At 61.7% G+C, this 14,432-nt stretch carries 6 protein-coding genes; 5 read left to right on the forward strand and 1 reads right to left on the reverse strand.

The features are described 5' to 3' along the window. Complete coding sequence (locus ACBG85_RS02085) at positions 1-372, forward strand: carboxymuconolactone decarboxylase family protein (protein ID WP_020905896.1); 372 nt, start codon at positions 1-3, stop codon at positions 370-372. Positions 373-378: 6 nt separating this feature from the next. Here ACBG85_RS02085 and ACBG85_RS02090 read toward each other — a convergent pair whose 3' ends face one another. Next, positions 379-1,692, reverse strand: coding sequence for an ammonium transporter (locus ACBG85_RS02090; RefSeq protein WP_003943791.1), 1,314 nt, complete (start codon positions 1,690-1,692; stop codon positions 379-381). 162 nt (positions 1,693-1,854) lie between these two features. On the opposite strand from ACBG85_RS02090, the gene ACBG85_RS02095 reads away from it, so the two are divergent. From ACBG85_RS02095 to ACBG85_RS02110, 4 genes are all read left to right on the forward strand, one after another. Next, the gene (locus ACBG85_RS02095) at positions 1,855-4,074 is read left to right on the forward strand and encodes a DNA polymerase III subunit gamma and tau (RefSeq protein WP_230359434.1); all 2,220 of its coding nucleotides are present in this window, start codon (positions 1,855-1,857) and stop codon (positions 4,072-4,074) included. A gap of 677 nt (positions 4,075-4,751) precedes the next feature. Then, positions 4,752-10,862 carry an SDR family NAD(P)-dependent oxidoreductase gene (locus ACBG85_RS02100; protein ID WP_372026017.1) on the forward strand — a complete coding sequence of 2,037 codons (6,111 nt, stop codon included), beginning with the start codon at positions 4,752-4,754 and terminating at the stop codon, positions 10,860-10,862. Beyond that, positions 10,859-12,415 carry a hypothetical protein gene (locus tag ACBG85_RS02105; protein WP_042922793.1) on the forward strand — a complete coding sequence of 519 codons (1,557 nt, stop codon included), beginning with the start codon at positions 10,859-10,861 and terminating at the stop codon, positions 12,413-12,415. The genes ACBG85_RS02100 and ACBG85_RS02105 overlap by 4 nt, the downstream gene beginning before the upstream one ends. Before the next feature lie 88 nt (positions 12,416-12,503). Continuing rightward, complete coding sequence (locus ACBG85_RS02110) at positions 12,504-14,315, forward strand: multicopper oxidase family protein (RefSeq protein WP_372026020.1); 1,812 nt, start codon at positions 12,504-12,506, stop codon at positions 14,313-14,315. Positions 14,316-14,432 lie beyond the last annotated feature (117 nt).

Genomic DNA, 14,432 nt, shown 5'->3' on the forward strand with positions numbered 1-14,432 from the left:
ATGACTGACGTTCGAGCAAGTGAAGCTTTTCCCGTGACCCAGGCTATGAAGGATTCGGGTGGCTGGAATCCGTTGTGGGACGGACTTTCGGAGCTGGATCCCGAGTGGACCGAGCTGTACATGAAGACAGCGATGCAGCCCTGGAACAGCGGGGTGCTGTCACCTCAGGTGATCCAGTTGCTGTGCATAGCCGTCGATGCGGCGAGCACACACATGTACGCACCCGGCGTACGACGCCATATTCGCGCCGCGCTCGACATGGGAGTGACCCCGAAGGAGATTCTCGAGGTGCTGAAACTGACCACCGTCGTCGGGATTCATTCCTGCAATGTCGGCGTTCCGATCCTGATGGAGGAAATCGCGAACCGGTGAGGGCGGTCAGTCCCGCTCGCGGTTCTCCCGTTCCTCCCGCTGACGCTGGAGGAACGGGCTCGGGTTCTGTCCGCCGATCGGACCGTGGCCGAGGACTCCGTGCTCGTAGGCCGACTCCGCGTGCAGGGCAACGTCGATTCCGCGGGCCTCGTCTTCACGCGAAATGCGGAAGCCGAAGGTCTTGTCGATGAGCTTTCCGAGACCGTAGGTCACACCGAAGGCATAGAGCGCGACCACGACGACGCCGACGAACTGCTTGCCCAACTGCGCGAATCCACCGCCGAAGAACAAACCTTCCGGACCGCCCGTCATCACGGCCGTCGCGAGGAGTCCGATCAGCAACGAGCCGACGATTCCACCGACGAGGTGCACGCCGACGACGTCGAGGGAGTCGTCGTAGCCGAGCTTGTGCTTCCATCCCACGGCGTACGAGCAGACGATGCCGGCGATCAGACCGATGACGAGCGCACCGAACATGTTCACCGTTCCGCACGACGGGGTGATCGCGACCAGACCGGCGACGACGCCCGAAGCTGCGCCGAACGTCGTGGGGTGTCCGTCACGATTCTGCTCGACGAACAGCCAGCCGAGTAGTCCGGTGCAACCGGCGACGAGTGTGTTGAGGAAGATCTGCGAGGCCATACCGTCGGCCGCAAGGGCCGAGCCGGCGTTGAATCCGAACCAACCGAACCAGAGCAGGCCGACGCCGAGCAGGACGAACGGCAGATTGTGCGGACGCATCGACTCGGCCTTGAAACCCATCCGCTGGCCGAGGACCAGTGCCAATGCCAGACCCGACGCTCCGGACACGATTTCGACCACGAGGCCACCGGCGTAGTCGAGTGCGCCCATCTGGGCGAGCCATCCCTGCGGATTCCACACCCAGTGAGCGACGGGGACATAGACGAGCAAGGACCAGATGGGGACGAAGATCATCCAGGCGGAGAACTTCGCGCGGTCGGCGATCGCACCACTGATGAGCGCTGCAGTAAGGATTGCGAACGTCAATTGGAAGGTTGCGAACAACACTTCCGGGACATTCCCGTGCACCGTCGACGGGTCGATGCCCGCCATGCCGATGTGCTCGAGTCCGCCGATGATGCCACCGTGATCGTCGCCGAACACGAGGCTGTAGCCCACGAACAACCACGCAACCGTGACGAGTGCGATCGAGACGAAACTCATCATGATCATGTTGAGTACGCCCGTCGAGCGGACCATGCCGCCGTAGAACAGTGCGAGTCCTGGCGTCATCAGAAGTACGAGTGCAGTACTGACGAGCAACCAGGCAGTTGCTCCGGCATCGATGGTGGCGGGCACAGTTTTCTCCTCACGCACGCGGACCAGCCCGCGTGCACGGAACCCACGATGAGTGCGTGCGGTTTCCTCCGCACTGCGATTGTGTTGCGAACATGTTTCGGGAGAAGTCGGCGTTGCACCCGCACCGGACCACCTGTCGTGGGTCGCCGGTAGTCTTTGCGCGTGGCCCTGTACCGGAAGTATCGACCCGCGTCCTTCGCCGAGGTGGTGGGGCAGGAGCATGTCACCGCACCGCTCAGCACGGCCCTCGACACCGGACGCATCAACCATGCCTACCTGTTTTCCGGCCCGCGCGGCTGCGGAAAGACGTCGTCGGCGCGAATCCTGGCGCGTTCGCTGAACTGTGAGCAGGGACCGACGTCGACGCCGTGCGACGTGTGCGACTCGTGCGTTTCGCTGGGCCCGGGCGGCACAGGCAACCTGGATGTGACGGAACTCGACGCCGCAAGTCACGGTGGCGTCGACGACACCCGAGAACTTCGAGACAAGGCGTTCCACGCACCCGCTGCTTCTCGCTACCGCGTCTTCATCATCGACGAGGCACACATGGTGACGGCGGCGGGTTTCAATGCGCTGCTCAAGATCGTCGAAGAGCCGCCGGAACACCTCATCTTCATCTTTGCGACGACGGAACCGGAAAAGGTTCTCCCGACCATCCGTTCGCGTACACACCATTACCCGTTCCGCCTGTTGGCGCCGTCGACCATGCGCGGACTCCTGGAAAAGATCTGCGCCCAGGAGGGCGTACCGGTCGAGCCTGCGGTGTATCCACTGGTCATCAAGGCCGGCGGCGGTTCCCCTCGTGACTCGTTGAGTGTCCTCGATCAGCTGCTCGCGGGCGCAGGAGAAGAAGGTGTCACGTATCCGCGCGCTCTCTCTCTTCTCGGAGTCACCGACGTCGCGCTCATCGACGAAGCAGTAGACGCCCTGTCTGCCAGTGACGGGGCCGCGTTGTTCGGCACTGTCGATCGCGTGATGGACGCCGGTCACGATCCACGCCGATTCGCGCTCGATCTTCTCGAGCGCCTGCGTGATCTCATCCTGATGCAGGCTGTTTCCGATGCCAGCGAACGAGGATTGGTCGACGCTCCGGAAGCGGAGCTGGTCACGATGCGTGAGCAGATTCAACGAGTCGGCCCGGCCACGCTCACCCGCTTCGCCGAGACTGTCCATGCCGGACTCAGCGAAATGCGTGGTGCGACGGCGCCGCGGCTACTGCTCGAAGTGATGTGCGCGCGAATGCTGCTGCCGTCGGCCTCCGACACCGAATCAGCTGTATTGCAGCGGCTGGAGCGCCTGGAACAAGGTATTCCGGCTGCCGGAGTCGCGGCTGCTCCTCGCGCGGCAGCAACGCCGGCACCCACCGTGCCGCCGCTCGAACCGGAGATTGCTTCCAAGTTCCAACGGCCCTCTCAACGCAAGGCCGAGCCTGAGGCACGGCCGGAACCAGCCGCGCCTGCTCCAGCTGCGGCGCCGCCGGTTGTGGAGGCTCCTGTCGTCGAACCTCCGGTAGCGGCAGTTCCCGTCGTCGAGACTCCCACTGTCGAGATCGTGGAACCGCCGGTTGCCGAAGCTCCGGTGGTTGAAGCTCCGGTTGCCGAAGCTCCAATAGTTGAAGCTCCTGTGGTTGAACCACCGGTTACTGCTCCTGTCGAGGCGGAAGAGCTGATCGGGCTTGCCGAGCCGGAACCCGACTACGAGCCCGAGCCCGAGCCCGAGTTCGACGAGCCGGCGGTTGCCGAAGCTGCGCCGGTCTCGGCAGGCCCCACAGTCGAGACTCTCCGTGAATCGTGGAACACCTTGCGCAACAAGGTCGGTGAACGAAACAAGGTTCTTCCGGCCATGCTGTCCGCTGCGACGGTTCACGACGTGCGTGGACATGTCGTTGTCATCGCTCACGGCTCACCGGTCCTGGGTGCTCGTGTGACGCAACCGCACAACGCGGCGGTCATTTGCGAGGTCCTTGCCGAAATGTTCGGTGGCACTTGGCAGGTCGAGTATCAAGAAGGTGCGCCTACAGCGCCGACAGTATCGAGCGCAACCAAGGCGACGGAAGCTCCGAGCCGCCCTGCCGCTGCGCCCCGCTTCTCTCGCCCCAGTCAGGAGCGCGCAGCGCAGCAGCCCAAGGCCCCGCAGCCCCAGCGCGGAGATTCGGACGACATTCCGCCGCCCGAGGCCCCCGACTATCCGGAAGACCCTGGACCGGCCCCTGCTCCTGAGGTCGACTACGAGGCAACTCCTCCGCCTGCAACGCCGGAGGACGAGGACGAGATGTTTGCGGAGGCGGCGGAGCCCGCTGATCCGACTGCCAGACGTGATCCCGAGGATGTTGCAAAGGAACTCCTCAAGGACGTCCTCGGAGCTCGCCGCCTCGAAAGCTGAGTTGCCGAGTCGGTCCGTGTGCGTGAAACAGCTGTCGGAATCCAGCTGCACCACTGTGTGATCGAATTGTTATAAGTGCCGTTCCCTTTGTGCGCGCGCGTCTCGAAAGCGCGCCGGCTCGGCCTCGCAAAGCTGAATTGTATGTGGCTGGTTTGCTGGCACATTCGTTCGCTCAGTTCCGGTGTAACGAAACGTCGATTCGGACGATGGTCGCCGAAGAATATCTGGAATTTCTCGTTGTCTGATGGGCATTCGAGTGCTGCTGTTAAATTTCGGTGTGTCACGAATGTTCAGATTGATAGTTGTCGGATGTTTGATTTGCGGGGATCGACCAATTTGGGACATTCGGCGAATTGGCCACATATTCGGCATTGCGGCATTTCGGTGCATATTCAACTGAATATTTGCCGATCGCGAGAAAATGGCGGCCGTGAAACCGGGATCCGGTACGGATGTTCAAGCAGGAGCATGACCGTTTGCGAAGCAAATAAGTAACTCCGAGTTACAGCTAACGCTCGATTGCTGTCAAATTGCTGAAACACGTTCATTGCGCCGAACAACCCTTGTTATTTGTTTATGCCTTGAGGTGAATCTGCGTTTTACACACCGATGAGGGCGTGGTTAGTCTTCGGTCGATTGAGTCTCCCGTGGATGCGCGCGAAAATAGGAAGTGTAAGATGACTGAAGATTCAACTAATCCTGCGATTGCGATAGTCGGGATGAGCATGTGGTCCCCCGGTGCACATGATCTGCAAGGATTTTGGGAGAACGTCCTCGCGCGTCGGATGCAATTCCGAAAGTTTCCGGAGTCACGGATGTCCCTCGACGACTACTGGAGCGCGAGCCCTGACGACGTCGACAAGACATACGCCGATCGCGGCGCGTTCATGGATGGTTTCGAATTCGACTGGGTCGGTCGCCGGATACCGGAGCGGACCTTCAAGTCGACAGATCTCACACACTGGTTGGCTCTGGAAACAGCACTCGGGGCTTTGACCGACGCGGGCTACAGCCGAGGATCGGTACCCACTGGACGCAGCGCCGCAATCGTCGGCAACTCCCTCACCGGAGAAGAATCCCGGATGTGGTCGATGCGTTTGCGTTGGCCTTACGTCAAGCGCGCACTCGCTGTGGCAGCCGAAGCGCGCCAGTTGGACAGTTCCGTCGCCGATGCTCTCGCCGAGACGATGGAAGAGGTCTACAAGGGCCCATTGGTGGAGCCGAGTGAAGACACTCTCGCCGGCATGTTGTCGAATACGATTGCCGGCCGGATCTGCAATTATCTCGACTTCAACGGCGGCGGGTACGTCGTGGACGGTGCGTGCGCGTCCGGAATGCTCGCGGTGGCGACTGCAGCCGAAAAGCTGGCGTCCGGCGCGGCCGACTTCGTCTTGGCAGGGGGAGTCGACGTCAGCTTGGATCCTTTGGAACTGGTGGGATTCGCCCGTTTGGGTGCACTGACCCGTGGCGACATGAACGTGTACGACGCAAGCCGAAGCGGATTCATCCCGGGTGAAGGTTGCGGATTCGTGGCCTTGAAACGACTCGAGGACGCCAGGGCGGACGGCGACTACGTGTACGCGACGATTCGCGGCTGGGGCATCTCCACCGATGGCAAGGGTGGAATCACCAAGCCCCGCGCCGAAACTCAGGCCGAGATGATCCGTCGCGCATACTCGCGAGCGGGATTCGCGGCCAGCGAGGTTGCCTTCGTCGAAGGACACGGAACTGGTACTCCCGTCGGAGACCCCGTCGAACTGGCCGGCGTCCAGCAGGCCGCTCAGACGGACGGGCCCGTCGAGGCTCGTAGCATCGGCATGACGTCACTGAAGTCGTTGATCGGGCACACGAAGGCGGCGTCGGGCATCCTTGCGCTGATCAAGGCGACCATGGCCGTCAATCAACGAATCCTTCCGCCGCTCGCCGGTTGCACCGACCCGAACCCGGCGTTCGGAACCGAAGCGCCGGCACTCTTTCCGCTCGTCAACGGTGAGATCAGAGATCCGTCCGAGAAGATGCGTGCCGGCGCGCAAGCCATGGGTTTCGGCGGTATCAACTGCCACGTCGCGATCGAATCGGCTGATGCACCATCCAGCAAGCTGACACCCTCGCAAGACGTCCGCACGATGATGGCGTCGTATCAGGACACCGAGGTTTTCGTACTTTCTGCAGATTCCGCGGTGGACTTGGCGACCCGAGCGCGGGATGTTGCAGATCTGGCGGTTCCGTTGAGTGTTGCCGAGCTGCTGGACTTTTCGGCGAAACTCTCTCGAGTGATCTTGCCGACCGCGCCCTTCCGTGCCGCAGTGGTGGCCGGACGTCCCGCGCAGTTGGCCGAACGCATGCGTCAGCTTGCCGTGATCTGCGAGAACTCCGCTCCTGCATCCGGTCAGGTGAAGGTCGTGAGCAACGAGATCTCAATCTCGAACGCCGTCCACCACGACATCGGATTCCTGTTCCCGGGACAGGGATCCCAACAACTAGAGATGGCGCGCGTGCTGATCGAGCGCTTCGAGTGGGCACGCGAACTGGCGACCGAGGCGGACGGCTGGTTGGAGGGAGTTGGAGCGGAGGCGATCACGCCTCGAATTCTGCGGAACCCGGTCAAGAGCGCTGACGCTGCGGAATTGGCGAAGTGGAAGCGGGATCTCGCCCAGACGCAGTTCACCCAGCCTGCCGTCGCTTTGGCTTCGCTGCTCTGGTTCGAGTACCTCCGCCGATTGGGTGTCACACCCAGTGCTGTCGCCGGCCACAGTCTCGGCGAGTTGACCGCGCTCTACGCGGCAGGAGCTTACGACCAGAAGACGCTGATCACCTTGGCTGCGGCGAAGGGTGCGGCCATGGCTGTCAGTGGTGGTGGAAACGGCGCGATGGCGAGCCTGACCTGCGACCGATCGACGGCTGAGGCGATCATCGCGGAAACAAAGGGTTACGCGACCGTCGCGAATCTGAATACGCCTACACAGACCGTGGTTTCGGGCACCAAAGACGCGGTCGACGATGTGGTTGCCATCGCGAAGACGCGCGGAGTGTCGGCTCAGGCGCTTGCCGTGTCGAATGCTTTCCACTCCGAGATGATGAACGAGGCCGAGCGGGAGCTGAAGTCCACTGCGCCCGTTGACGAGCAAGTCGATTCGTTGACTTGCCCCGTGTATTCCTGCGTCGAAGGGAAACGCGTACAGACGCCACTGGCACTTCGCGAATTGGTCACCAAACAGGTTGTCTCACCGGTCGACTGGGTCAAGACGGTAAGTGGAATCTCGCAGGACGTGGACCTGCTCGTCGAGGTCGGACCCGGCCGTGTGCTGACCGGGCTCACCAAGGCGATCAATGGGACCGACGGCGTGCGCTGCTTCCCCGTTGCGTCCAAGTCCGGACGCGACGAGGACTTCAACGTCGCGCTGGCCGCGATGTACGTCCACGGCGCTCAGGTCCGCTGGAACGAAATTTTCGACGGCCGGTTCGTGCGCGAATTCGTTCCTGCCGATCAGAAGGTGTTCATCGAGAACCTGGCCGAGGCGAAGCTGACGGTTACCTCTGCTCCCGAACCGCTCGCACTTGGTACGTCCGGCGGGGATCCGGCTGCGGCGCTGGCCGATTACCTGAGCCGACGCGGGACCTTCCTCGTCGACGTGATTCGTGCTGATGTAGGCAGTGGAGCGACTTCTCCGTCTTCTCCATCTGCTCCGACTTCGCGGGCAGTCACCAACGGCCACGAATCTGTAGCAGCGAAAGCTCCTTCGCCGGTTTCGGCTCCGGTAGTCGAAGAGCCGGCTGACGCGGGCGCTGGGTCCGTGGAAAGTGAGCTGATCAGGATCCTCGCCGATACGACGGGATTCCCCGCCGAGTCGATCACGACGGATCTGCGTCTGCTCGATGATCTGAATCTCGACTCGATCAGTGCGGCAGAGGCTATTTCGAAGGTTGCGCATCAGTTCGAGGTTGTCGACCTCGACCCTGCCGAGTTGGCCAATGCCACGATCGGAGAAGCAGCATCGCTGATCCTTGCGGCATCACCGAATCTCGGTTATGCCGTTCCAGCAGCGAGTTCGGTGCAGTCGGACGTGTCGCGAATACTGCTCGAGGTAATCGCGGAGGACACCGGATTTCCGGTGGAGTCTCTCGATGTGGATCTCCACTTGCTCGACGACCTGAACATGGACTCGATCAAGGCTGCCGATGCGATAGCAACTGTGGCAACGCGATTGGGTGTTCAGGGTGATCTGGATCCGGCCGAACTCGTCAACGTCAGCCTGGGTGAACTGATCGAAGTGCTCGATCGATCCGCGAAAGAGAAGTCGGGGCAGCAGCAGCCGGTTGCGCGGGCGCTGCCGGTGAAGGCAAAGGGTCTATCAGCCGACAGCTTCACCTGGGTTCGCGATTACACCCTGGAAAAGGTTCGGAGTGAGACAGCGTTGCACGGAGTCCGAGACCTCACGGACACGACGTTTGTCGTCATCGGTGACGACGCCGGTTTGGTCGGAAGGTTGGAATCCGAACTACGAGGGCGTGGTGCTCAGGTCGACATTCGCACATTCTCCGACGGCGCTCCTGCGAATGCACAGCACGTGGTTGCCGTAATGCCGCGTGTGACCGATGATTCCGTCACCGAAATCGGCTTGCGCCGTGGGATCGAACACATGTACAAGATGGTTCCGGCGCAGCAAAGTGGAGGCGCACGAACCACATTGGCAGTGATTCAGTTCACCGATGTCGAGTTGGGCAATCCGGCGCCGGTATCGAGTGCGGCGGCTTTTGCCGCTTCGGTGCATCACGAGCGCCCCGAACTGGATGTCCGCGTCATAGGATTTGACGGCTCGACTGCGGACGCGGTGGTGGCAACCACCGTCGTCTCCGAGTTGGATTCGGTTGCATCCTATGTGTTCGCGACTTACGACACCGAGATGGGACGCACGGCACTGCAACCGCGGGTTCTCGCCTCGAGCGACTACACCGTCCGCGAGAGCGGGTTGGGAAGTTCGGATGTAGTGGTCGTGACCGGTGGCGCGAAAGGCATCATGGCGCAATGCGCTCTGGCTCTCGGCCGAAAGACAGGCGCCGAACTAGTGCTGATCGGAAGCTCTCAGCGACAAGCGGGTGACGAAATCGCTTCCACTCTTGCGGACTTCACGTCTGCCGGTTTGAGCGCTCACTACTATCGCTGCAACGTCACGGATGCTGCGGCGGTGGCCGGCGTCGTCGCCCAGATCGAGGTCGAGGTTGGGCCGATCACCGGGTTTGTCCACGGTGCGGGGGCGAATGTTCCGCGGCGGTTCGAGAGAGTCGACAGCGCTGCGGCTTTCAAGGAGGTTGCACCTAAGGTCCTGGGCGCAGCCAACTTCGTCGAAGCGCTCGCTGATCGCGACTTGAAGCTGTTCGTGGGCTTCTCCTCCATCATCGGATTCACAGGTATGCCCGGAAACAGCTGGTATGCATACGGAAACGAGCTTCTCGACGAAATGGTGGTGCGGTATGCCGCCGGGCACCCGAAGAGTCGGACGTTCTCGCTCGCGTACAGCGTGTGGGGAGAGACCGGAATGGGCGCCCGCATGGGCAGTGTCAACCACCTCGCGAAGATGGGTGTCATGCCGATTTCCACGGCTGCGGGAGTGGATCATTTCCTTCGCCTGGTCGACAGCGGACCCGAGGCGAGTCGTATCGTCGTGACCAGTCGACTCGGCGGTCTGGACACCTGGGCGCCGGCAGCACCGGCTCTGCCGGCGGTGTCGCGGTACATCGACCAAGTGGTGACCTTCGAGCCGCAGGTAGAACTGGTTACCCGGACGACGTTGTCCACCTCGGCAGATCCTTTTGTCCTCGACCATGTCTGGAAAGGATCGGCGCTGCTTCCGACGGTGTTCGGACTCGAGGCGATGTCGCAGGCGGCGGCCTATGTCACCGGACGCGTGACTCTGGGCCGCGTCCGCATCGACGACATCAAGCTGGATCGACCGATCGTCGTCGACACGGTCGAGGGCACCAGAGTCGAGATCAAGGCAAGCGTCGTGGAGCAGGATCGTGATGCTGCAGGAACGCGGGTGCATGTCACGATCGGCACCGAACGGACCGGGTACGGACGGCCCCATTTCTCGGCCGACTTCATCTTCGGGCTGGACGAAACACTGCCGGAGTTCGAGAAGGAGTTGCCGCGACCGGTGCTCGACATCGATCCGTTGGACGATCTCTACTCGTGGTTGCTGTTCCAGGAGGGCGATTTCCGCCGACTCGAAGAGATCTCGAGCCTCGATTCCGAGCACATTCTCTTCAGCGCTATTTCGCGAGCCGACCGTAAGCAGCACCTCCTCGGTGATCCCTACTTCCTCGATTCCCTGCTCCAATCGGGTCAGATCATGGTTCCGCGGGAGATCTGCCTTCCGGTCAACATTGCGCGAATCGACATGTACGACGGACGATTCGAGGCTCGTTCGTTCACCGCGTACGCCTACGACAAGGTGCAGACAGAGACCCACATGCAAGCCGACGTGGCGGTGGTGAAGGACGGACGAGTGGTGATGCAGCTCGAAGGATATCGCTCCCAGATTCTCTCCCACGACGAAAGCCGTCCTACGGCTGAGGAAATCGCGGATCCGACTGCGCGCGACGCACAGATCATTCTCGACAAGCTCGCGCAACACAGCCGGGCGTTGGGAGTGAAGAGCCCGCGGGTTGTGGTCGCGCATACCCCGGGGATTCACGAGTTGACCAAGTCGGAACGCCACGAGCAGGAGAAACCGATCGCCGAGGCGGCAGTGAACATTCATCTCGATGCGGATGTGGTGATCAAATGAGTAATGCCTTTGCCATCGAATGGCAGGAAACCGGAAAGCCCGTCGTCGTCGGTGATATTCCGCCCTCTGTGGATGTCTCGCTCTCGCACGACGGCAGCAAGTCACTCAGTTCGGCCGGCGACTGGCCTCAGGGGTGTGACATCGAACCGATTCGCTCCCGAACCGCCGTGCAGTGGAAGGCGCTTCTGGGTTCGGCGCGGATTCCGCTGCTGGACGAGTTGATCGCGGGCGGCGAATCACTCGATCGTGCGGGAACCAGGCTGTGGGCGGCGGCCGAGGCGATCCGAAAGGCCACGGGGCAGATGTCGGTTTCTCTGGCGATGGGCGCAAGGGAGGACGACGCAGTAACCTTCCGCGGCGGCGCAGAGGGAAGCGTGGTGGTTCTGACTTTTCCAGCTCTGTTGACGGACAACGAGGAGCGGATTCTCGCGTTTGTGACTCATGAGGAGGATGCGGAGGAACCGGCGCAGGACCCGGCACCGCAGTTCGACTCCGGCCCGTTGTCGGCGAAGTCTCTCGCGCAGTTCGATCCGATGGCCTACGGCTCCGACGTGCATGTGGTGGCCCGGAGCGGCTATCCGGCGGTGTCGATCCGGTTCCCCGTCGGGTTCCGGGACGCGTGCAACGTCGGTGGATCAGTGGGGTTCGCGAGCTTCGCGCTGTGGCTGGGCGCTTTGCGAGAGAGGGGAACCGGACCGATCTCGAAGCAGATCGTGGAGGACATGGCGACGGGTCGTTGGGGCATGGTGACCAACAACTCCGAGGTGTTCATCGATGCGAACCTGTACACCGACGACATTGTCGAGGGGACGATCTGGATCACCGAGCTCACCGGTCCGGATCGGGCAACCACCAATCTGCATGTCGAATGGTGCCGGGTCGACGGCGAGACGCGCACTCACATCGGGTGGAGTGCGATGCAGACGACGTGGGTGGAAATCCTCTCCCACGGTGTGGTGGCGGCACGGCCGATGCCGCAGTACTTCCACGATTTCATCGAGCCGATGACGATTCCGACGGGGACGAAGAACATCGCTGTTCCCACCGAACCGAAGAACGTCGATCGTGGTTCCGTGATCCGCTCGGCTCCGATGGTGCCGCGCAATCCGTACCTGCTCGAATCCGAGGTGTTCTCGACGACGTTGCAGGACGGAAACGTCGTGGGCAACATCTACTTCGGCAACTATTACATCTGGCAGTCGAGGGTTCGGGACAAGTTCCTGGTCCGTTCTCAGCGTGAGGCCATGGCGGCCAGAGGCGCCCTCGGGGAACTTCGTTGTGTGCACACCAGGGTTGAGCATCTGCGCGAGGTCATGCCGTTCGACGACGTCCTGGTCACGATGTCCCTGTCTGCCCTCTACGAGAGGGGGATCGACCTCGAGTTCGAGTACTTCAAGGTCAATGAGGACGGATCACGGGAGAAGCTCGCGATCGCTCGGCACAGAACTGTCTGGACGATGCCGGGCGCTCCGGGAGAACTGGAAATCTCTCCGCCGTCGAAACTTCCACAGTCGCTGATCGATTCGGTGCTGGAGGCGATCGACGGAAAGTAGACGGGGGATTTTCCGAGATCGAAGTGGAGAGACGGGTTGCGTTTTCCTTGCCGGAGAACGCAACCCGTTTCGATGGGGAGGGGCATGTATGGGTATCGGGGTTTCCAGAAGATCGGTTCTGAAAGGGTCGGTAGTCGGCACAGCGGCTGTTGCTTTGGGCGCAAAGGCAGGTGCTGCTCCGGCGGGGAGTGTGGATATCGAGTCTCCGTTGATTTTTCATTCGCCGGAGTTCGAGCCGTTCTGTGACGAACTACATTCGTTGTCAACGCTTTCCGGAAACGAGATCACACTGACAGCGCAAGTGGGGCAACATGCCTTTCATCGGGATTTTCCCCCGTCCCCAGCACTGTCGTACCGCAGCGGAGAGATCGGTGGCGGTTATCTGGGCCCTACCGTCGAGGCGCATTCCGGCGAGCCGATCATGTTGACGTTCGAGAACGATCTGACCGGACATCCGTTGGCAGCGGACATGGATATGACGCTGCACGGAATGCAGGCCGACTTTCGTGCGCACCCGCCGACGTCGTTGCACTTGCACGGTGGAGTCACTTCACCTGAGAGCGACGGCCACCCGGAACTGCTGGTGATGCCGGGACAGGCTGCGATGCATCACTTTTTGCACGGTCAGGAAGCCGCCCACCTCTGGTATCACGATCATGCGATGGGCATCACCCGGCTCAACGTCTACGCCGGTCTGATCGGCAACTATCTGATCAGGGATGAATTCGACACCGGCAAACTGGGAAATCCGTTGGGGTTGCCGGCCGAGGAATTCGAGATCCCGTTGATCCTGCAGGAGAAGATCTTCACGCCGACAGGCGCCCAGAACGGCCGATCCACCATCTTGATCCCGGAAGGATCGTGGGAAGGCGGCGCGGTGGGCGACGTCGGCTTGGTCAACGGCAAGGTGTGGCCGGAACTGTCTGTGGCTCGGGGCCTTTACCGCTTCCGCATCGTCAATGCGTCGTCGGCAAGTGTGTGGAATCTTCACTTCTCGAACATGATGACGTTCTGGGTCATCGGCAACGACGCCGGAATGCTCGACGCGCCCGTCGCGGTCAATGCCTTCCGCTGCGCACCGGGGGAGCGGTACGACCTCCTCGTCGATTTCACCGGACTGTCGGAGGGTTCGACGGTGGAGCTTCGCAACGACGAGGCGCCCCCGCTGCCCGCCGCTGTCATCAGTGAAGTGACTATGCCGCTGTTCTGCCGGTTCCGCGGTGACGCCAGGCGCGGATTCACCGGTGGTGTTCCGTCGCAACTGCGCGGTGGGCGCCGACAACGTGACGTTCTCGCCCCGTTGGAGCAGCCGACTGTAATTCGCACGGTGACGGTGAGCCAGCAACTGGAACTGCGGAATCCACCGGCTCAGATGACGTTGAACAACCTGACGTTCAGCACCACGGACGTCGAGAGGCCGCGGCAAGGCACCGTCGAGCAGTGGAACATCGTCAACACCACGCCGGACCCGCATCCGATACACCTGCACTTGGTGAATTTCCGGATTCTCGGCAGAACACCGATGCGGACGCTGGAGTACTTGATCCGCCATCCGCAGCCGGTGATCGGCAACAAGTGGACTCCGTCGCCCGACGGGTTCGAGGCGGGGCCGATGATCGCGCCGGCGCCGTGGGAAGCGGGGATGAAGGACACCGTCAGGGTGGACGGCGGCACTGTCACCCGGATCATCGTGCGATTCCCCACCGCGGATGAGCTGGGTTTCGATCCCGACGCGATGTTCGATCGTCTTCCGAGCGGTGTGATGACGGGTAGTGGGATGACGGGCGGTGGGCGCCACGATATGGCTGATTCTGGTCGACTCCAGGGATACGTGTGGCATTGCCATCTACTCGATCACGAAGATCACGACATGATGTTGCCGTATCGCATCGTGCCGTGAGTGCTTCCGGGGGCGCACCCGAAATGAACCGAAGCGGGCAGGCGTTCGCGCACCTGATCACCTCGGTCACCTAGCAGGATCGCTTCGGTCCTTCCCATGAATTTGGAACACGTTCTA

The sequence above is a fragment of the Rhodococcus sp. NyZ502 genome (assembly GCF_041464245.1).
GTDB lineage: Bacteria > Actinomycetota > Actinomycetes > Mycobacteriales > Mycobacteriaceae > Rhodococcus_F > Rhodococcus_F qingshengii.

Excerpts from the sequence above, each read along its gene's own strand:
- ACBG85_RS02100 (WP_372026017.1), top strand. The coding sequence starts at position 4,752 with ATGACTGAAGATTCAACTAATCCTGCGATTGCGATAGTCGGGATGAGC.
- ACBG85_RS02085 (WP_020905896.1), top strand. The coding sequence starts at position 1 with ATGACTGACGTTCGAGCAAGTGAAGCTTTTCCCGTGACCCAGGCTATG.
- ACBG85_RS02110 (WP_372026020.1), top strand. The coding sequence starts at position 12,504 with ATGGGTATCGGGGTTTCCAGAAGATCGGTTCTGAAAGGGTCGGTAGTC.
- ACBG85_RS02105 (WP_042922793.1), top strand. The coding sequence starts at position 10,859 with ATGAGTAATGCCTTTGCCATCGAATGGCAGGAAACCGGAAAGCCCGTC.